This window comes from Mesorhizobium sp. WSM4841 (assembly GCF_055811515.1).
On record NZ_JBVVQC010000001.1, the window covers coordinates 113,506 to 133,769 of the forward strand.

A 20,264-nucleotide genomic window follows, 5' to 3' on the forward strand; every position below is an offset into this window, starting at 1 on the left:
AAAAGCATCGATGATGCGTCGAGACTAACAGGCGCGCTCGGATCGTGCCGATGAAATTCCTCATTCAGCGGAACGGATAGGGGCAGGCGAAGACGGGGCGCAACCGCGGCGTCCCACAGCCGTCAACTTTCGGAATCACTGCGCGTCGCCACCGCGTCCTTGACGGCATTGGCAAGGTTAGCGAGGATTCTCCATTCCTGCTTGAGACCTTCGAGCGTCGCCTCAAACGAACGAGTGCGGGTAGCTCTGGCACCGGCATGGCTTGCGACAGCCTGCGAATAGAGATCGACGGTCTGCTGCGCGGTTGAGGATCGTGAATAGGAGGCCGCGGTCTGTCTGGCTTCTTCTTGCAATGCCGCTCGGCCCGGCGCAGTGATCGCGCGGACTCTGGCGAGAGCCTTGGAGAATAGGCCTGGGGACGCATCGGCTGACAGGAGATAGCCGTTCTTTCCGTTGCGTACCACCTCACGGACTCCAGGTTCATTGAGCCCGACCACGGGAACGCCGGTCGCCATCGCCTCGACAAGCACAAGACCTTGGGTTTCGGAACGCGACGAGAAGGCGAAGACGTCCATGGCGGCATAGACGTCGGCCAGTTCGGCGCCTTCGACCACGCCTAGCAGATGGCATCTGTCCTGAAGACCTGCCTCGTCCAGCATTCGGCGCATTTCGGACGCTGACGCACCGTCGCCGGCGGCAACAAAATGCGCGCGCTCATTTTGCGAAAGAAACAGGCAAACTGCTTCAGTGAGGTAAGTCAGGTTCTTCTCCGGCGCCAGCCGGCCTACGTGCCCGACGATGAAATCGGTTTTCGCTAGTCCCAACCGGCTCCGCAATCTCAGCCGATCTCCTTCGGCGAACCTGGCCAGGTCGATCCCGGTCGGGATTATGGTGATCGGTTTGGTGACATCGTGGTGGCACAAGAGGTCGGCAATGCTGCGAGTTGGAGCGATGATATGCTCGCACAGATCACAGTAGCCAGCCGCGAGGCTGAGCACGAGGCGTTGGAGGACCGGTGCATCCTGCGCAACGTAGTGGCCGTAGAGTTCGTAGCGGGTGTGATAGGTAAATATCGTCGGCAACGCTCGTGAAGCCGCGATGCGAAGGGCGGTGTCGCCGAGAAGAAACGGGTGGTGCGAATGGACGATATCCGGTTTGAAGGCGTTCAGTGTCTTCTCAAGGGAGCGGGTGAACGGGATCGGCACTGAAAAATCGCTCCCGTTAAAATTCTGGATCGCCGGGACGCGGAGGATGTCGCTTTCTGAGCTGCTTCCGCATAGTCCGGCGCGACGATCAGGACTGCATGCCCCAACTCACGCAGCATCTCCGACAACGACGCAACGCTGTGTGCAACGCCGCCGACATGCGGGGTGAATGTGTTGGTAAACATCACGATGTTCATGCAAGGCCTGCCGCGTCTGTCGATCGAAGGGACGCGGCCTCAAAGAAATCGCCGTGTCCAGATTCTCGGGCCGGCGACGACCAGGTGGCAGGCTCGGTAGCACTCAGGCCAAGCCTCGACCTTGCCCTCAAGTTTCGGCCTCCCGCTTCAGCGCTGCCTCGTGTGTTTCTTGATGCAGGATACCGAGGGACGTGTCTTTCACCCACCACCTGCTGCAGTCCTGACCGGCCGCGCTATGCACTCAACCGAAACCGTGTGACGTCGATGGCCGCGGCCATCAGCGTCTGCGTGTAGGTAGCTTGCGGATTGCTGAAGATCGCCTCGGTCGGCCCTTCCTCGACGATCTTGCCCTGCTTCATGACGATGATGTAGTCGGCCATGGCGCGCACGACCGCGAGATCGTGGCTGATGAACAGGTAGGACAGTTCATTATCTGCCTGCAGCTTGCGCAGCAGTTCGACGATCTGTTTCTGGACGGAGCGGTCGAGCGCCGACGTCGGCTCGTCGAGGACGACCACTTTGGGCTTGAGGATCATCGCCCGCGCGATGGCGATGCGCTGGCGCTGACCGCCGGAGAATTCGTGCGGGTAGCGATTGCGCGCATTCGGATCGAGCCCGACCTCGCGTAAGGCCTCGACCGCGCGCAGATCGCGTTGCCTGCCCGACAGGGTCGGCTCATGCACCAGAAGCCCTTCGGTAATGACCTGGCCGACGGTCATGCGCGGCGACAGCGAACCGAACGGGTCCTGGAAGACCAGCTGCAATTCGCGCCGCAGCGGCCGCATGGCCTGACGGTCGGCGGCGGAAATATCGCGATCGCCAAAGCGGATGAGGCCATCGCTTGGCAGCAGCCGCAGCAAGGCCCGGCCGAGCGTCGATTTTCCCGAACCCGATTCGCCGACGATGCCGATGGTCTGGTTGCGCTTCAGCCGGATCGAAATGCGATCGACGGCGCGCAGCAGCAGCGGCTCGCCGCCAAGAAATCCGCCGCCGATCTTGAAGGTCACCTCGACGTTCCTGCCTTCAAGCAGGACAGGCGCATTCGGAGGCGGCGGCGCCTTGGTGCCGGTCGGTTCGGCGGCGAGTAGCATCTTGGTGTAGGCGTGCTGCGGGTTGGCGAAGATCGCTTCCGCCTCGCCCTCCTCGACCACCTCGCCATAGCGCATGACATAGACCCGGTCGGCAAAGCGCCTGACGATGCCGAGATCGTGGGTGATGAAGACGATCGCCATGCCGAGCTTGCGCTGCAGTTCGGCGAGCAGCATGAGGATCTGCGCCTGGATCGTCACGTCGAGCGCGGTCGTCGGCTCGTCGGCGATCAGTATGTCGGGGTCGTTGGCCAGCGCCATGGCGATCATGACGCGCTGGCGCTGGCCGCCCGACAACTCGTGCGGATAGGATTTCATCCGCCGCTCCGGATCGGGAATATGGACCAGCCGCAAGAGCTTTAGCGCCTCTTCGCGTGCCTCGGCGGCGCTAAGCCCGCGATGCCGGCGGATCGGTTCGATCAGCTGATTGCCGATCGAATAGAGCGGATCGAGCGAGGTCATCGGCTCCTGGAAGATCATGCTGATCTTGCGGCCGCGGATCTGATTGAGCTCGGACTTGCTTAGGGTCAAAAGATTGCGGCCGCGATAGTCGACGACGCCTGTCGCCTCGCCGTTCGAGGCCAGCAGGCTCATCGCCGCCATCATCGTCTGGCTCTTGCCGGACCCGGATTCGCCGACCACGGCAACGGTTTCGCCTGCATTGACGTGGATGTTGATGCCTTTGACGGCTTCGACCGCGCCGTCGAGCGTTCGGAAGCGGACCCGAAGGTCCTTGACGCTGAGGATCGTTTCGGAAGCGACCATCTCAACGATCCCTGGGGTCGAGCGCGTCGCGCAGCCCATCGCCGACGAAATTCAGCGCGAACAGCGTGGAGACGAGAAAGAAGGCCGGGAACAAAAGCAGCCAGTTGGCCGAGCCGATGTTCTGGGCGCCGACCGAGATCAGCACGCCCCAGCTGGTCATCGGCTCCTGGACTCCAAGCCCAAGGAACGACAAAAAACTCTCCAGGATGATGACCTGCGGCACCAGCAGCGTCATGTAGATCACCACCGGCCCGAGCAAATTGGGGATCACATGGCGCAGCAGAATGCCGCGCTGGCCGACGCCCATGGCTTCGGCCGCCTGGACATATTCCTGCCGGCGGATCGACAGCGCCTGTCCGCGCACGATGCGCGCCATGTCGAGCCACAGCACGGCGCCGACGGCCAGGAACATCAGCACGAAATTCCTGCCGAAGAACACCACCAGCATGATGACGAAGAAGATGAACGGCAAAGAATAGAGCACGTCGACGATACGCATCATCACCTCGTCGATCTTGCCGCCGGCAAGGCCGGCGGTGGCGCCGTAGAGCACGCCGATGACCACGGCCACAATGCCGGCAAGCAGGCCGATGGCCAGCGATATGCGCCCTGCCATCAGCGTTCGGGACAGGAGATCGCGGCCCGTATTGTCGGTGCCGAACAGGAAATATTGCTGCTTGATCGAGGCACTCATCACCATTTCGAGACCGTCCGGCGATTTGCTCTCGATCTTTGTGTCATCAAATGTATCGGAACGATCAAGGTAGCGAATGTTGCGGTCGTCGATCGGCTTCGACGATCTGACGGTAACGAACACACGGCTGCCCTCCTGCCGCCACTCCTTGATGTCGACGCGCATACGCCTGATCGCCTCATCGAGAGCGCCTTCGATCATGTCGGCCTTCGGATAGGCGGAAAAGCTCGGCGGCGTACGGACATAGTCGGCATAGATGGTGGTGTATTGGTGCGGCACGAAATAGGGCCCAAACACGCTGATGACGGCGATGAAGGCAAGATAATAGATGCTGAACATGGCCGCGCGATTGGCCTTGAGGCGCGCCCAGGCATCGCCCCACAGGGAGCGGCCGACGACGGCCGGAGCGGTGGCTGCGATGTCAGTCATAGCGCACCCTCGGATCGACGACGGCATACATGACGTCGACGATCAGGTTGAAGATGATGGTGAACAGCGCGATGACCACCACCGTTCCCATGACCAACGTGTAGTCGCGGTTGAGCGCAGCAACGACAAAATGGCGGCCGATGCCTGGAATGGAGAAGATGGTCTCGACGATGATCGAGCCGGTGAGAAGCGCTGCCGCCGCCGGACCGGTGAAGGAGACGATCGGCAGGATGGCGCCACGCAGCGCATGTTTCACCACCACCGACCAGTCGGACAGACCGAGCGCGCGGGCGGTGCGGATGTGGTGCGAACGCAGCGATTCGATCATCGAGCCGCGCATCAGGCGGGCGACGATAGCGATCTGCGGCAGGGCGAGCGTCAGCACCGGGCCGATCTTGTTGATCAAGGCGCCGTCGCCCCAGCCGCCGATCGGCAGCAGTTTCCAGGTCAGACCGAACAAGAGCTGAATCACCGGCGCGATGACGAAGGTCGGGATGGTGCTGCCGGCGGTCGCCAGCGCGATCACCGAGTAATCGGCAAGCTTGTTCTGGTTGAGCGCGGCAACGGTGCCGAGCACGCTGCCGAGCAACAGCGCCAGGATGAGCGCCGAAGCGCCGAGCTGGACCGAGATCGGCAGACCTTCCCTGAACAATTCGCCCACAGTGAAATCCGGCATGTTGTAGCTCGGACCGAAATTGCCGCGCAGCAGATTGCCGAGATAGTGGACATATTGCAGCCAGAGCGGGTCATTAAGGCCGAACTGCGCTTCAAGATTAGCCTTGATCTCGGGGCTCAGGCCCCGCTCCTGATTGAACGGGCCGCCAGGCGCGACACGTATCAGGAAGAACGCCATGGTCACGATGACGAACAGCGTCGGGATGGCGGTCAGGAGCCGCCGGAATACGTATCGCAGCATCGGTTCCCCGCTTGACCTAGAGCGACGTGCGTCCACTTGGACGCACAAAGTACGCTCTAGCGCTTCAATCTTCGCATCGTGCTTCCCGAAAATCGATTCCGATTTTCGGGCCGATGCGATGGCAAACCGGAGCTGCCGCCCCTAACGCATGACCCGAACCGAAGGTTCGGAAAGGATCATGCGCAAAATCAAGGCGTTACAGCGCCCTGTGCGCGTCCCAAAGGACGCGCGGCGCTGTAAAGGAGCGGCAGTCCGGCCAAGGAGGTCAGTCCTTGGAGATGAAGCGGGACGGATGCACATCCATAACGTTATCCTCGAAGCCATGAAGCTTCGGAGAAACGATATCCTTGTAGCTATAGTAGAGAAGCGGGATGTTGCCGACCTCGTCGACGAGGATGCGCTCGGCCTCGGCGAGTTCTTTCATGCGCTCTTCGGGCTTGCCGCCGGCGGCGGCAGCCTCGTCCATAGCCTTCTCGAATTCCGGGCTGTTGTAGCCCGAATAGTTGTTGCCGCTTGCCTTGCGGGAGATGCCGAGGAAGGTTTCCGGATCCTTGTAATCCGCAATCCAGCCGGCACGCGCCACGTCGTAGTCGCCCTTCTGCTCAAGGAAGGAGTAGTGGGTCTTGGTGTCGGTGTTGAGCAGCGTGACTTCGACGCCGAGCGGCTTCAACTGCTCCTGGATGGCGACCGCAGTGTTCTTGTGGTTTTCCGACGTGTTGTAGCGGATTTCCATCTTCAGCGGTTTCTCGGGCGTATAGCCAAGCTTCTCGAGTACCTTCTTGGCCTCATCCTCGCGGTCGATCTGCGACATCTCCGCGTATTTGGCCATTGCCGGCGTATAGCCCTCAATGCCTGGAGGCACCATCGAATAGCCGGGCAGCATTGAGTTCTGCCAGACCTTTTCGGCAAGGAAATCGCGGTCGACTGCCATGGAGATGGCATTGCGCAGTTCGACGTTGTCCCACGGGGCCTTGTCGGTCTTGATCGCAAAATAGTAGGTGCCGAGGTAAGGCCCGACGCGAATCTGATCGCCAAACTTGGCCTTGAGGTCGGCGAGCTGCTCGGTCGGGAGGTCGTCGTAGCTGTCGAGTTCGCCGGCCTCGAAGCGCTTCATCGCCGACGAACGATCTTCGGTCGGGATGTAGTTGACGACGTCGAGCTTGACGCTTGCAGCATCCCAGAATTTCGGATTCTTGACCAGTTTGATGTGGTCGTTGGGAACCCACTCCACCAGTGTAAAGGCGCCGTTGGAGACCAAATTGCCCGGCTTGATCCACTCGGCGCCGAGCTTTTCCATGGAGGCCTTGCTGACCGGATAGGCCGCCTGGTGGGTCAGCATTTCGAGGAAATAGGGCGTGGGCGCCTTCAGCGTCACTTCCAGTGTATTTGCGTCGATTGCCTTGACGCCCATCTCCTCGGGCTTCGCCTTCTTGGTGTTCACCTCCTCGGCATTCTTCACGGGATAGAGCATCGAAGCGTATTCGGCGCCGGTGGCCGGATCTTCCAGCCGTTGGAAAGCGTAGACGAAGTCATCTGCTGTGACCGGAGCACCATCCGACCAGACGGCGCCCTTGCGCAGCTTGAAGGTGTAGACGGTGCCGTCGTCCGATACTGTCCAGCTTTCGGCGGCGCCCGGGATGAGGTTCGCCTTTGCGTCCTGCATGGTCAGCCCCTGGAACAGGTCACGCAAAATATTTGCTTCGTAGATTGTCGAGGTCTTGTGCGGGTCGAGCGACTCCGATTCGGCGGCGCTGCCGCGGTTATAGACGACCTCGGCGAAGGCCGGCGTGTAGAACGTGCCGGCGGCCAAGGCCATGGTTGTGGCGAACACCGTCGCCTTCAGCATGTTTTTCAGCATGAAGTTCTCCCTGTCGAGGCGGCCCTTCAGCTACGCCTCATGAGTGTTGACGCCCCGAGACCGATTAGATGGCTCCTTTGAGCGCGCCGCCGGTTCCCTTTCCGGCAGCTGGTGGCCAAACAGTAACGTGGCGATTTTTTATTTCAACAGACTCGTGAGGTCACCCTAAGTAAGGCGCAGCGACAGCCACTTTGCGACCGGCAGAACAGCGGTCGAAACCATTGACTTGGCTCCGTTTCTCCCACTCAAGCATTCGTTTCCGGCAAGAAATCTGTCGTCGATTCCACTTTGTCGAAATGTCGTAAGCCGCCTTTAAGCAACCACGGGTTACATCTTGCGCGGGCTTCGGTATGTCCCGATGGGCGAAGGACATGAACAGCACAGAAACTAAGACAATCTCTATACAACAGCGTAAAATGCACCCGTTAACACTCAAATTACGCCAGTTTAGAGATCAGTTCGGTACTTCTGCGATCGAGTTCGCGCTGCTTTCACCCATTTTTATCCTACTTTTGCTCGGAATGGTTGCATACGGAATCTATTTTGATCCAAGCAACTCGGTGCAGCAGATCGCGGCGGACGCCGCCCGCACGGCGATAGCCGGGCTGAATGAGGGCGAGCGCCAGGCACTGGTGACCGGTTTCGTCAACACCAATGCCGGCGGATATCCGTTCGTCGATTCCACCAAGCTGACCTATCAGGCCAAGGACAGCACCGCCGACGGAAACCAGTTCGTCGTGTCCATCCAATACGATGCCCGTAACTTGCCGGTCTGGAATCTGTTCCCGGCGCTGCCCATGCCTGGAACCACGATCTCACGCGAGTCGACAATACGGGTCGGTGGCATCTGAAAGTCGGAAACTTTGCCGGGGAGGATCGGCCGGGCCGCCCGCTCGATGCTTGGCGACCTGAAGGCGAACTTCACCGTCATGACGGCGCTGTGCGCACCGTTCGCGCTGGCGCTGGCCGCCTTCACCATCGATGAAGGCTCGATCTATTTGGAGCGCCGGGAGGCTCAGTCGCTGGTCGATCTTGCGGCAATCACCGCCGCCTCCAACATCAACAACATTGAGGCCGCGGTGGTGACCACGCTCGGCGACAACGGAATGCCGGGTATCGTTGTTCAGAAGGCAGGGCAGACGATCACCCCTGCCCTCGGAAAAACCGTCGTGTCGGTCACCGCCGGCCGATATTCACCAGAGTCGTCGCTCGGCGTCGACAAGCGCTTCAAGGCCGGCAAGACGCCCTACAACGCCGTCCATGTCACGCTGAAAAAGATTCCTGCCCGCTATTTCGCAAGTTCGCTTATCCCTACGCCGGTCATCGGCACCCAAGCCGTTGCCAGCGTAGCGCCGCAGGCGATGTTCTCTGTCGGGTCCAGGCTGCTCAGCGTCAATGGCGGCATCCTCAACTCGCTTCTCAGCGGGCTACTGGGCGGCAACATCTCGCTCAGCGTCATAGACTACAACGCGCTGATCGCTGCTGACGTCAACCTTCTCTCGTTCTTCGACGCACTTGCCGTCCAGTTGCAAACTGACAGGTGTCAGCTATTCGGAGGTGCTGGCTTCGAAAGCGACGGCGGGCCAGATAGCCACCGCCATGGCTGATGTTTCACCTGTTGGCAGCACCAGCAAGCTTGCTTTGCAGACAATCGCATCAAGGACCACCAGCACGGTCAAGATACCGCTCAATCATCTTGTCGACCTTGGATCAATGGGCCAACTGGGCCTCGGACAAAAGTCGGCCGGTTTTTCGGTCGACGCTAGTGTCATGGGTATGCTGACCACCGCCGCTGCACTGGCCAACGGCTCGAAGCAGGTCGAGCTCAATCTCGGAGCCACCATTCCGGGGCTTACCTCGACCACACTTGCCATCGCCATCGGCGAACCTGCGCAATTCTCGCCGTGGCTGACAATCGGCGAGAAGGGCGCCGTGGTGCGCACGGCGCAGACACGAATTAAGCTGGTTGCCTCCGTCGGCATCGGCAATTCGAATCTCGGAGGCGGCACCACTCTCCTGGCCGTCAATCTTCCGCTGCATATCGAAGTGGCCTACGCCGAGGCCAAGCTGACCGACATTAGTTGCCCGACGGGGCGCCCGGACAGTTTGGAGGTTTCCATCGCGGCGCGCCCGGGCGTTGCCTCGCTGCATCTTGCCGCCAGCGATGCCGACAGCAGCCCCACCGCCTTTGCCGATTTCAGCAATCCACAGTCGTTCTCTAATGCACAGATCGCGGCAGTGAGGCTTTTGCTCATTCCATTGCTGTCGGTGAACGGGTCTGCAGCGCTTGATATCACCAACAACGATCCGACGACATTGACCTTCAACAGCACCGAAATCGCCAACAAGACGATAAAGACCGCTTCTACGAAAAACCTGACGCAATCCCTCACCACATCGCTTGTCGATGAACTGTCGCTCTCGATCAATGCGCTGGGACTAGGGCTGCTGAACGTAACCGCCCTGCTTGGAACGGTAAAGCCGGCGGTGATTGTGGCTCTGAACGCCGTGACGGCGCCGGTCGACGAATTGGTTTATAACGTGCTTGCGGCACTGGGCGTGCATGTCGGCGAGGCAGATGTCCGGGTCATTGGCGCGACTTGCGGGCGCTCCGTGCTCGTTCAATGAGTTGACAAATGAAGACATCAGCCGGCTCGTCCGAGGAAGCAGCCCAAAGGCGGCAGCGACAGAATTTTTCCCTGCCAGGCGGCACCAGCGCCAAGATCGATCGTCTCTGCGACATCGATACCCTGCGGCAACGGCCATTTGGCCGGCTCCTCGGCGAAATTGAAAAGGCAGAGCAGCTTCTCGCCGCCGCCTTCGCGAATGAAGGCAAGCACATCGCCCTCGGCATCGAGAAAGCGGATCGAACCCTGTACCAGCGCGGCATGCTGCCTGCGCAAGGCCAGCATCGCCCGGTAGCTGGCTAGAACCGACTTTGCCTCGCCGTTCTGGACATCGACGGCGCGGTCGCGATGGCTTTCTGGGATCGGAAGCCACGGCTTGCCTGTTGAAAACCCGGCGTTCTCGGCGCCTTTCTCCCATACCATCGGCGTGCGGCATCCATCCCTGCCCTTGAACCCCGGCCAGAAGCGGATGCCGTATGGATCGCGCAGATCCTCGAACGCCAATTCGGCTTCCTCCAGCCCGAGCTCCTCGCCCTGATAGAGGCAGATCGATCCACGCAGGCATGACAGCAGCGCGATCGAGAATTTCGCCACCGCCTCCGGATTGCCGCCGGGCCTTGTCCAGCGCGTCACGTGGCGCACGACATCGTGGTTGGAAAACGCCCAGCAGACCCAGCCGTCGGAGACAGCACTCTCGAACGCTTCGACGCATCCGCGCACGTGTGCGGCCGAGAATTGCGGTCCGAGCAGGTCGAATGTGTAGCACATGTCGAGCTTGTCGCCGCCGCTGGTATAGGCGGCGAGCGTCTGCAAGGAACGGGTTTCGTCGCCAACCTCACCGACAGCGGCGCGGCCCTCATATTCGTCGAGCAGGGCCCGAAAACGGCGGAGGAAAGCGAGGTTTTCGGGCTGTGTCTTGTCGAACAGGTGCTCCTGATAGAGGTAGGGATTGGTTTCGGTGTTGGTGCCGGCAACGCTCGAAGCCAAAGGCGGATTGCTGCGCAGCCAGCGGTCATGGACATAGTAGTTGACCGTGTCGAGCCGAAACCCGTCGACGCCGCGCTCCAGCCAGAACCGCACCGTTTCCAGCAGGGCGTCCTGAACCTCCGGATTGTGGAAATTGAGGTCCGGCTGCGAGGCGAGGAAATTGTGCATGTAATATTGCCTGCGGGTCGCGTCCCACTCCCAGGCTGGGCCGCCGAAGACCGACAGCCAGTTGTTGGACGCGGTGCCGTCAGGCCTCGGATCGGCCCAGACATACCAGTCCGCCCTGGGGTTATCGCGGCTCGCGCGGCTTTCGACGAACCATTCGTGCCGGTCGGACGAATGCGACAGGACCTGGTCGATAATGACTTTCAGGCCGAGACGGTGGGCCTCGACGGTCACCGCGTCGAAATCCTCTGATGTGCCGAACATCGGATCGACGGCTGTATAGTCGGATACGTCGTAGCCCATATCGGCCATCGGCGACTTGAAGAAGGGCGACAGCCAGACGGCGTCGGCGCCAAGCGATGCAACATGAGCCAGCCTTGAGGCAACGCCGCGCAGATCGCCGCTGCCGTCCCCTGTCGTGTCCTGGAAGGAGCGCGGGTAGATCTGGTAGATGACGCAGCCGCGCCACCACTGGCCGTTCTCACTTGCCACCGCCGTTCTCCTTTATCTGAGGTTGCGCGGCTTTGTGTTCGATCATGAAAATCACCGTTCGCCCTGGCACCGGCCGTGAAATTCCTGCTGCGCCGCCCGGTGTTTCGATGGCTGGCTCCCAGCGAAATCCGTCGCGCTCCGGCAGCGTGAACATACACGCCCGGCGATCGCCATTGATGACCACGGCAAGGCGGCAATCATCGCCGCCGAGCATCATGACCAGGCGGTACCGCCCCGGATCGTGCCAGCCTGCCTCGTCGAGCGGCGTGCCGGTTTCAGTGAGCCAGACGACGTCCGGTTTTTCTGATCCCGGCGGCGGCTCTCCGGTCAGGAAGCGCGTGTCGGAAAGCGCCGGCACGGAACGACGCATCGCGGCGAGCAGAACGGCGTATTGTTCCAGCGCCTGGTCGCGCCCGGCCCAGTCGAGCCAGGTGATCTCGTTGTCCTGCGCATAGGCGTTGTTGTTGCCCTTCTGGGTGCGGCCGAATTCGTCCCCGGCCGTCAGCATGATCGTGCCGCGCGAGGCAAACAGCGTGGCCAGCAGCGCACACTGGTCATCGAAACGGGCCGTAACGATCGCCCGGTCGCCGGTCTCACCCTCGACGCCATTGTTCCAGGACAGGTTGTCGTTGTGGCCATCGCGGTTCTGCTCGCCATTGGCCTCATTGTGCTTGTGCTCATAGGCAACAATGTCGGCCAGCGTCATGCCGTCATGCGCGGCGATGAAATTAACGCTGCGGCTTGTCTGCCGGCCTGGCTTGGCAAACACGTCGGACGAGCCGGCAAGCCGGGTCGCCAGCGCGCCGACCATGCCGCTATCGCCGCGCCAGAAGCGGCGGATGTCGTCGCGATATCTGTCGTTCCATTCGAGGAAGGGCGGCGGAAAATTGCCAAGCTGATAGCCGTCCGGGCCGATATCCCAGGGCTCGGCGATTAGCACCCGGCCGCCGAGGACCGGATCGTTCCGAATAGCCCTCAGCAACGGTGCCGCAGCGTCGAACACGCCATCGACCCGACCCAGAATGGGCGCCAGATCGAAGCGGAAACCGTCGACGCCGGCATGGCAGACAAAGTGACGAAGCGTTTCGAGGACCATTTCCTGGACGACCGGATGATCGCAAGCGACGGTGTTGCCGGTGCCGGTGTCGTTAGCCAAGCTGCCGTCCGGCCAATGCCGGTAGTAGGCGCGGCTGTCGAGTCCGCGCAGCGACAGCGTCAGCCCAAGCCTGTCGCATTCGCCGGTGTGGTTGAAGACAAGATCGAGGATGACGCCGATGCCGGCCTCACGCAGTGTGGCGGCCGTCTGCCGCAATTCCGCGAGACCGCCGGGCGCGAGGCGCGGATCGAGCGCCATGAAGGTCACGGGATTGTAGCCCCAGGCATTACGCAGCCCGAGCGCCGGCAAATGCCGCTCATCGATCGATGCCGTCACCGGCATCAGTTCAACCGCCCCGACTCCGAGCTTTTTCAGATGCTCGACGATAGCCGGATGGGCAAGCGCTGCAATCGTCCCGCGCCGGGGCTTCGGGATGTCCGGATGCAGCATGGTGAAGGCGCGCACCGGCACTTCGTAGATCAGACCACCGGGTTGGAATAGCGGCGGCAAGGCAGGCACCGGTTGCGGCAGGGTGGCGGCAATCGCCTTCGGCAGCAGCGGCGCGGTATCGGTGCCCTCGCCCCGGCGCGCGGCGAGCCTGCCGTCATAGACATAGGGCCTGTCGACCTCGACGGCATAGGGGTCGACCAGCAGCTTGTCGGGATCGAACCAAAGCCCATTCTCGGGCGCATACTCGCCATCGGCGCGAAATCCGTATCGGGTGCCGGCGGCGAGGCCGGCAACGAAAACCGCGTGAACGCCCTCGCCTTCCGACTGGAGTTCGAGCCGGTCGATCTCCCGGGTTCCTTCATCGTCGAAGATCGAGACCCAGATGCGCCGAGCCGACGAGGACCATGCGGCGAAGCGAACGCCTTCTTTGGCGATGATTGCGCCGAGCTGGCTCACGCGCACTCACAACAGCAGATCGTAGACGGTTTGAGCGGTTGGCAGGTTGGCTCCCCCTTCTCCCCTTGGAGAAGGGGGAGCCAAAGGCGACGGATGAGGGGTGCTCCAGCCTGGCACCTACGACGATCCGTCCAACACCCCTCAACCATCTCGGCGCTACGCGCCAATCCACCTTCTCCCACAAGGGGAGAAGGAAAGGCGCGCCGCGCCAGCTTCACGTAATCACGCTCGGCTTGACGCGGCCGGTATGGCTACGAATCCCGGCGATATCATCGGCTGCCGCAATCAAGTCGGCAAGCGCCTCCTGCGTGTCGAGATCGTGCCTGGACTTGTCCGGCTCGTAGCGCTCGATATAGACACGCAGCGTCGCCCCCGAGGTACCGGTGCCGGAGAGACGGAAGACGACGCGCGATCCGCCTTCGAATAGCACCCTGATGCCCTGGTTCCTGGCTATCGAGCCGTCGACCGGGTCGTGGTAGGCGAAATCGTCGGCGCTGGCGATCTTCATACCGCGCACACTGGTGCCGGGCAAGGAAGCGAGTTTCGGCCGCAATTCGTCGACCAGCGCATTGGCCCGGTCGGTCTCGATCTCCTCGTAGTCATGGCGCGAGTAGTAATTGCGGCCATAGGCGGCCCAGTGCTCGGTGACGATCTGCTTGGCGCTTTCGCCGCGGGCAGCAAGGATATTGAGCCACAAAAGCACGGCCCACAGCCCATCCTTTTCGCGGACATGGTTGGAACCGGTTCCGGCACTTTCCTCGCCGCAGATCGTTGCCATGCCGGCATCGAGCAGATTGCCGAAGAATTTCCAGCCGGTCGGCGTTTCATAGATGCCGATGCCGAGCTTTTCGGCGACGCGATCGGCCGCACCGCTGGTCGGCATCGAACGCGCAATGCCCTTCAGGCCGGCCTTGTAGCCCGGTGCCAGATGGGCGTTCGCGGCGAGCATGGCCACCGAATCCGACGGGGTGACGAAAATGCCTTTGCCGATGATCAGGTTGCGGTCGCCGTCGCCATCGGAAGCGGCGCCGAAATCCGGCGCGTCCGGTCCCATCATCTCGTCATAGAGGTGCTTTGCGTGGACCAGGTTCGGGTCTGGATGGTGGCCGCCGAAATCCGGCAGGGGAATGAAGTTGCGGGCGGTGCCGTTCGGCGCGCCGAGCCGGTTCTCCAGGATCTCCTTGGCGTAGGGACCGGTCACGGCATGCATTGCGTCGAAGCGCATGCGGAAACCCGATCTGAACAGTGCGCGCAAGGCATCGAAATCGAACAGGCTTTCCATCAGCTCGGCATAATCGGCGACCGGGTCGACCACCTCGACCGTCATGCCGCCCGCCTCGACCGTGCCGATCGTGTCGAGATCGACCGTGCCGATGTCGGCGATCTTGAAGCTCGAAATCATCTTGGTTTTGGCGAAGATCGCGTCGGTCAGCTTTTCCGACGCCGGCCCGCCATTGCCGGCATTGTATTTGATGCCAAAATCCTCGTGCGGGCCGCCCGGATTGTGGCTGGCCGACAGGATGATGCCGCCGAAGGTCTTGTATTTGCGAATGATGTTGGAAGCGGCCGGCGTCGACAGGATGCCGCCCTGCCCAACCATCACCTTGCCGAAGCCATTGGCCGCCGCCATGGCGATGGCCTTCTGGATTACCTCGCGATTGTAGAAGCGGCCGTCGCCGCCGATCACCAGGGTCTTGCCCCTAAATCCGTCCAACGCATCGAAGATCGACTGGATGAAGTTCTCGGCATAGTGCTCCTGCTGGAACACCGGCACTTTCTTGCGCAGCCCGGAAGTGCCGGGCTTCTGGTCTAAGTAGGGTTTGGTGGCGACGGTTCGTATCATGCGTCAGACAGCCCTTTTCGATAGCAGCAAGCGATAGAGTTCGAGGTATTTTTCCGCGCTTTTGTCCCACGACACATCGGCCTTCATGCCTTGCCGCTGCATCGACGTCCAGATCGTGGGGTTGGCATGCGCCTCGACCAGCCGGCGGATGGCGTGCAGCAAGGCGCCGGCATCGGCGGGCGCGAACTGGAAGCCGGTCGCCACACCTGCCGAAACGGCCGCTTCATTGGCGTCGACGATAGTGTCGGCAAGACCGCCGGTGCGGGCAACGACCGGCACGCAGCCATAGCGCAGGCCATAGAGCTGCGTCAGCCCGCAAGGCTCGAAGCGCGACGGGATGACGATGGCGTCAGAGCCGCCCTGCATGGTGTGGGAAAGCGCCTCGTCGTAACCGACGACGACGCCGATGCGACCGCGATGGCGGGCGGCGGCGGCCAGCAGCGCGCCTTCGAGGCCGGCATCGCCCGACCCCAGGATCGCCAGGCGCGCACCCCTGGCAACGATCCCGTCGACGGCCGCTGCCAGTATGTCCATGCCCTTCTGCCAAGTGAGCCGGCTGATGACGCAGACGATCGGACTGTCGTCGCGGTCGAGATTGAAACGATCCTCGACGGCGGTCCGGTTGGGGTGCCGCGCCTTCAATGTCTTGGCCGTGTAGTTGGAGACCAGATGCTTGTCGGTTTCAGGGTTCCATATCTCGGTGTCGATGCCATTGACGATGCCATAGAGATCGACGGACCGCATGTTGATGAGGCCATCGAGCCCCATGCCGAATTCCGGCGAGCGGATCTCCTGCGCATAGGTCGGGCTGACTGTGGTGATGGCCCAGGCAGCCTGCAGGCCAGCCTTGAGAAAACCGACGCCGCCGTAATATTCGACACCGTCGAGCGCCATGGCCGCCGCCGGCAAGCCAAGCTCGCCAAAGATGCCGGCGCCAAACTGACCTTGGAAAGCGAGGTTATGGACGGTGATCATCGACGGCGTGCCGACCGCCTTGCCGAAGCGCATGTAGGCCAGCGTCATCGCCGATTGCCAATCATGGGCATGGACGATATCCGGCTGGTAGCCCGAGATGGCGCCGCCGGCGATGTCGCCACCAGCCTGGCTCAAGGCCGCGAAACGCCGCCAATTGTCCGGCCAGTCGGCGCCGGTCGCATTGCCATAGGGGCCGCCGGGACGGTCGAACAGATGCGGCGCGTCGAGCACGAACAGGTCGAGCCCGGCGATCTGGACGGCATGGACCGAAGCCTTGCCGCCTTGCAGCAGCGGATAGTGGTGTACGGGTTTTTTCTTCTTGAAGGCCTCCATGACCTGGGGATAGCCGGGAACAAGCGTGCGCATTGTCACGCCCTTACCCGCCAATGCGATGGGTAACGCGCCGGTCACGTCGGCAAGCCCGCCAGTCTTGATCAGAGGGAATATTTCGGGCGTAACCGACAAGACCTGCATTCACGACAATCCCAGTTTGTCGATCATGGCCTGGGTGACGAGGCAGATGCCCTTTTCGGAAACGCGGAAGCGCTTGGCGTCGAGGACGGGATCCTCGCCGACCACGAGGCCTTCGGGAATCCTGACACCATGATCGATCACCACGCGCTTCAATCTCGCGCTGCGGCCGACGTGGCAGTCAGGCAGCATGACGACGTCCTCGAGCGTCGAATAGGAGTTGATGCGTGCGCCGGTGAAGATCAGGCTTCGCTTCAGCGAAGCGCCTGAGACAATGCAATCTCCCGAGACGAGCGAGGATACCGCCGAGCCACGGCGGCCATCCTCGTCATGCACGAACTTTGCCGGCGGCTTCAGCTCGGCATAGGTCCAGATCGGCCAGTCGCGGTCGTAGAGGTCGAGCTCCGGCGTGATGTCGGTGAGGTCGATATTGGCTTCCCAATAGGCGTCGACGGTCCCGACGTCGCGCCAGTAGGCTTCGTTCTCGGCGGTCGAGCGCACACAGGATTTGGCGAAGCGATGGGCGATCGCCTTCCCGTGCTCGACGACATAGGGGATGATGTCCTTGCCGAAGTCACGGCTTGAGCCCGGTTCGGCCGCGTCGCGGCGCAGTTGCTCCATCAGGAACTTGGTCTTGAACACGTAGATGCCCATCGAGGCCAGGGCAAAATCCGGCTTGTCGGGAATGCCGGGCGGATCGGCGGGTTTCTCGATGAAGGAGATGATGGTGTCCTTCTTGTCGACATGCATGACGCCGAAGCCGGTCGCCTCCATGCGCGGCACTTCGAGGCAGCCGACAGTGACGTCGGCGCCGGCGTCGACATGCTGGCGAAGCATCAGCTCGTAATCCATCTTGTAGACGTGATCGCCGGCCAGGATGACCATGTATTCGGGGCCGTAGGCCTCGATGATGTCGATGTTCTGGTAGACGGCATCGGCCGTCCCCTCATACCATTGCGTTTCCGATACGCGCTGGCTGGCCGGCAGGATGTCGAAGCTCTCGTTGCGCTCGGGCCGCAGGAAGTTCCAGCCGCGCTGCAGGTGGCGGATCAGCGAGTGTGCCTTGTACTGGGTGGCGACGCCGAGGCGGCGAATACCGGAATTGAGCGCATTGGAGAGCGCAAAATCGATGATGCGCGTCTTGCCCCCGAAATAGACCGCGGGCTTGGCGCGCCGGTCGGTCAACTCCCTCAGGCGGCTGCCACGGCCGCCGGCCAAAACATAGGCCATGGCATCGCGCGCCAGCGGCTGGGTCCGTTTTATCTCTGCCATTTTTATCCTCCCAAGTTACGCGCTGCGAGACATCGCTTAGTCCGGAGCAAGTTCGAGCATGATCGTCGACAGCGGCGGCAACAGCATCGTCGCCGAGATGCCTCCTCCTTCCGCCCGAGCCTCGACGGCACCGCCATTGCCCTTGCCGGAACCGCCATAGTCGGTGGCGTCCGTGTTGATGATCTCGCGCCATCTTCCAGCCGTCGGCAACGGCACGCGATAATCGTCACGCGGCACCGGTGTGAAATTGGAGATGACGGCGACCGGGTTTCCGCCCGGCGCGCTGCGCAGCCAGGCAAAGACAGAGTTCGCGCTATCGTCGACGATCAGCCAGGAAAAGCCCTCCGGCTCGCAATCGCGCGCATGCAACGCCGGGCGTGAGCGGTAGAGATAGTTGAGATCGCGCACCGTCTGCCAGACGCCGCGATGGGCCCGGAAATCGAGCAGGTTCCAGTCGAGTGCGCGCGCCTCGCTCCACTCGCGGCGCTGGGCAAATTCCTGCCCCATGAACAACAGCTTCTTGCCGGGGTAGCCCCACATGAAGGCGTAGTAGGCGCGCAGTGTTGCGAATTTCTGCCAGTCGTCGCCGGCCATCTTGCCGAGCAGCGTCCCCTTGCCGTGCACGACCTCGTCATGGGAGAGCGGCAGCACGAAATTCTCTGAGAAGGCGTAGACCAGACCGAAGGTGATGTCGCCGTGGTGATGCTTGCGAAAAATCGGCTCTTTGGAGAAATACTCCAGCGTGTCGTGCATGAAGCCCATGTTCCACTTGAAGCCGAAACCCAGCCCGCCGTCATGCACCGGCTGCGAAACTTTTGGCCATGAGGTCGATTCCTCGGCGATCGTCATCACACCCGGATGATGGCCGTAGACTTCCTTGTTCATCCTCTGGAGGAAGCTGACCGCCTCAAGGTTTTCGCGCCCACCTTTTTCGTTGGGAATCCATTCGCCGGCCTTTCGCGAATAGTCGAGGTAGAGCATCGAAGCGACGGCATCGACGCGCAAACCGTCGACATGGTATTTCTCGGCCCAAAACAGCGCATTGTTGACCAGGAATGAGACCACCTCGCGCCGGCCGAAATTGTAGATCGCGGTGTTCCAGTCGGGATGGAAGCCCTTGCGCGGGTCGGCATGCTCATAGAGCGCGGTGCCGTCGAAATTGGCCAGGCCATGCGCATCCACCGGAAAATGCGCCGGCACCCAGTCGAGGATGACGCCGACGCCGGCGCGGTGGGCGCCGTCGACGAACCGGGCAAAACCGTCCGGATCGCCGAAGCGGGCCGACGGTGCGTAGAGGCCCGTCGTCTGGTAGCCCCAGGACGGGTCATAGGGATGTTCGGAGATCGGCATGAATTCGATATGGGTGAAGCCCGTGTCGACGACATACGGGATCAGCCGGCCGGCAAGCTCGTCCCATGACAGGAAGCTGCCGTCGTCGTGAAGCTGCCAGGAGCCGGCGTGGACCTCGTAGATCGACACCGCCTCGCGCCTGGGATCGGCGTTGCGCCAGAAATTGCGGTGCGCCTCGTCACCCCATTGATGAGCCGGCGGAAGCGCCGTCACCGAAGCGGTGGCCGGGCGCAGTTCGGACTTGAAAGCAAACGGATCGGCCTTCAGCGGGAGTCTCACGCCATCGGGCCCGATGATCTCATATTTGTAAGGCCGGCCGGCGCCGATGTCGGGAATGAACAACTCCCAGATGCCGGTGTCGCGGCGGACGCGCATCGTATGCCTGCGGCCGTCCCATTCGTTGAAGTCGCCGACCACCGAAACGCGCCTTGCATTGGGCGCCCAGACGGCGAAATGCACGCCGGACGCACCCTCGTGATCGATGAGATGCGCACCAAGCTTGTCGAACAGCCTGAGGTGCGAACCTTCGGCGATGTAATAGTCGTCCAGCGGACCGAGCACCGGACCGAACGAATAGGGATCGGTCAGCCACCAGTCACCGCCGGCATTGCGCGCGTGACAGCGCAGCGGCTGACGCTTTTTGAGCGACAGGCTGCCCTCGAAGAAGCCGCCTTCGTCGCGCCTGGAGAGTTCGCCGGCTTTCTTGCCGGTCAGCGTATAGGCAGTGACGAACTCGGCATGAGGAACGAAGCAGCGGGCGACAAAGCCCTTGTCAACCTCGTGCACACCGAGGACAGCGAAAGGATCACCATGCGTGCCGGCGACAATTGCCGCGATATCACCGGCTGACGCCAGTCCATCCGGCCCGCTTGTCGCAGCGGTCGCGCGCGGCTTCCTCATCAGGCAGTGACCCTCCCGGCACCCGGAC

At 61.9% G+C, this 20,264-nt stretch carries 15 protein-coding genes; 3 read left to right on the forward strand and 12 right to left on the reverse strand.

What is annotated here, in order from left to right; all coding sequences use genetic code 11:
- Positions 1-122: 122 nt before the first annotated feature.
- From AC0L14_RS00575 to AC0L14_RS00600, 6 genes are all read right to left on the reverse strand, one after another.
- Positions 123-1,253, reverse strand: coding sequence for a glycosyltransferase (locus tag AC0L14_RS00575; RefSeq protein WP_473748513.1), 1,131 nt, complete (start codon positions 1,251-1,253; stop codon positions 123-125).
- A complete protein-coding gene (locus AC0L14_RS00580) occupies positions 1,166-1,402 on the reverse strand; it encodes a glycogen/starch synthase (protein WP_473526414.1) in 237 nt (78 codons plus the stop codon). The genes AC0L14_RS00575 and AC0L14_RS00580 overlap by 88 nt, the downstream gene beginning before the upstream one ends.
- Positions 1,403-1,635: 233 nt before the next feature.
- Entirely contained in the window at positions 1,636-3,255 is a 1,620-nt protein-coding gene (locus AC0L14_RS00585; RefSeq protein WP_473484711.1) for an ABC transporter ATP-binding protein, read from the reverse strand.
- Position 3,256: 1 nt separating this feature from the next.
- A complete protein-coding gene (locus AC0L14_RS00590) occupies positions 3,257-4,378 on the reverse strand; it encodes an ABC transporter permease (protein ID WP_473484708.1) in 1,122 nt (373 codons plus the stop codon).
- Positions 4,371-5,294, reverse strand: a complete 924-nt coding sequence (locus tag AC0L14_RS00595) for an ABC transporter permease subunit (RefSeq protein WP_473484705.1) — start codon at positions 5,292-5,294, stop codon at positions 4,371-4,373. Before AC0L14_RS00595 ends, AC0L14_RS00590 begins: the two co-directional genes overlap by 8 nt.
- Positions 5,295-5,559: 265 nt before the next feature.
- Complete coding sequence (locus tag AC0L14_RS00600) at positions 5,560-7,152, reverse strand: peptide ABC transporter substrate-binding protein (RefSeq protein WP_473484702.1); 1,593 nt, start codon at positions 7,150-7,152, stop codon at positions 5,560-5,562.
- Positions 7,153-7,568: 416 nt separating this feature from the next.
- Here AC0L14_RS00600 and AC0L14_RS00605 point away from each other — a divergent pair, with 416 nt between their 5' ends.
- The 3 genes from AC0L14_RS00605 to AC0L14_RS00615 are packed head-to-tail and all read left to right on the forward strand — an operon-like array spanning position 7,569 to position 9,780.
- Positions 7,569-8,003: a TadE/TadG family type IV pilus assembly protein gene (locus AC0L14_RS00605; protein ID WP_473485130.1), complete on the forward strand. Its 435-nt coding sequence runs from the start codon at positions 7,569-7,571 to the stop codon at positions 8,001-8,003.
- A gap of 12 nt (positions 8,004-8,015) precedes the next feature.
- The gene (locus AC0L14_RS00610; RefSeq protein ID WP_473484700.1) at positions 8,016-8,759 is read left to right on the forward strand and encodes a pilus assembly protein TadG-related protein; all 744 of its coding nucleotides are present in this window, start codon (positions 8,016-8,018) and stop codon (positions 8,757-8,759) included.
- Positions 8,752-9,780: a hypothetical protein gene (locus tag AC0L14_RS00615; RefSeq protein WP_473748354.1), complete on the forward strand. Its 1,029-nt coding sequence runs from the start codon at positions 8,752-8,754 to the stop codon at positions 9,778-9,780. The genes AC0L14_RS00610 and AC0L14_RS00615 overlap by 8 nt, the downstream gene beginning before the upstream one ends.
- Positions 9,781-9,797: 17 nt before the next feature.
- Here AC0L14_RS00615 and bglA read toward each other — a convergent pair whose 3' ends face one another.
- From bglA to glgB, 6 genes are all read right to left on the reverse strand, one after another.
- Positions 9,798-11,423, reverse strand: coding sequence for a beta-galactosidase BglA (bglA, locus tag AC0L14_RS00620; protein WP_473526419.1), 1,626 nt, complete (start codon positions 11,421-11,423; stop codon positions 9,798-9,800).
- Positions 11,413-13,425 (reverse strand): glycogen debranching protein GlgX, encoded by a 2,013-nt coding sequence (gene glgX, locus AC0L14_RS00625; RefSeq protein WP_473526420.1) that lies wholly within the window; start codon positions 13,423-13,425, stop codon positions 11,413-11,415. The genes bglA and glgX overlap by 11 nt, the downstream gene beginning before the upstream one ends.
- A gap of 214 nt (positions 13,426-13,639) precedes the next feature.
- A complete protein-coding gene (locus tag AC0L14_RS00630) occupies positions 13,640-15,268 on the reverse strand; it encodes an alpha-D-glucose phosphate-specific phosphoglucomutase (RefSeq protein ID WP_473748355.1) in 1,629 nt (542 codons plus the stop codon).
- Positions 15,269-15,271: 3 nt separating this feature from the next.
- Entirely contained in the window at positions 15,272-16,717 is a 1,446-nt protein-coding gene (gene glgA, locus AC0L14_RS00635) for a glycogen synthase GlgA (RefSeq protein WP_473748356.1), read from the reverse strand.
- Entirely contained in the window at positions 16,718-17,986 is a 1,269-nt protein-coding gene (gene glgC, locus AC0L14_RS00640; RefSeq protein ID WP_473526421.1) for a glucose-1-phosphate adenylyltransferase, read from the reverse strand.
- Positions 17,987-18,022: 36 nt separating this feature from the next.
- Positions 18,023-20,236, reverse strand: a complete 2,214-nt coding sequence (glgB, locus tag AC0L14_RS00645; RefSeq protein ID WP_473748357.1) for a 1,4-alpha-glucan branching protein GlgB — start codon at positions 20,234-20,236, stop codon at positions 18,023-18,025.
- Between the last annotated feature and the right edge of the window lie 28 nt (positions 20,237-20,264).

Excerpts from the sequence above, each read along its gene's own strand:
- AC0L14_RS00585 (WP_473484711.1), bottom strand. The coding sequence starts at position 3,255 with ATGGTCGCTTCCGAAACGATCCTCAGCGTCAAGGACCTTCGGGTCCGC.
- AC0L14_RS00630 (WP_473748355.1), bottom strand. The coding sequence starts at position 15,268 with ATGATACGAACCGTCGCCACCAAACCCTACTTAGACCAGAAGCCCGGC.
- AC0L14_RS00615 (WP_473748354.1), top strand. The coding sequence starts at position 8,752 with ATGGCTGATGTTTCACCTGTTGGCAGCACCAGCAAGCTTGCTTTGCAG.
- AC0L14_RS00600 (WP_473484702.1), bottom strand. The coding sequence starts at position 7,152 with ATGCTGAAAAACATGCTGAAGGCGACGGTGTTCGCCACAACCATGGCC.
- AC0L14_RS00580 (WP_473526414.1), bottom strand. The coding sequence starts at position 1,402 with ATGAACATCGTGATGTTTACCAACACATTCACCCCGCATGTCGGCGGC.
- AC0L14_RS00605 (WP_473485130.1), top strand. The coding sequence starts at position 7,569 with ATGCACCCGTTAACACTCAAATTACGCCAGTTTAGAGATCAGTTCGGT.
- AC0L14_RS00590 (WP_473484708.1), bottom strand. The coding sequence starts at position 4,378 with ATGACTGACATCGCAGCCACCGCTCCGGCCGTCGTCGGCCGCTCCCTG.
- glgC (WP_473526421.1), bottom strand. The coding sequence starts at position 17,986 with ATGGCAGAGATAAAACGGACCCAGCCGCTGGCGCGCGATGCCATGGCC.
- glgB (WP_473748357.1), bottom strand. The coding sequence starts at position 20,236 with ATGAGGAAGCCGCGCGCGACCGCTGCGACAAGCGGGCCGGATGGACTG.
- glgA (WP_473748356.1), bottom strand. The coding sequence starts at position 16,717 with ATGCAGGTCTTGTCGGTTACGCCCGAAATATTCCCTCTGATCAAGACT.
- AC0L14_RS00595 (WP_473484705.1), bottom strand. The coding sequence starts at position 5,294 with ATGCTGCGATACGTATTCCGGCGGCTCCTGACCGCCATCCCGACGCTG.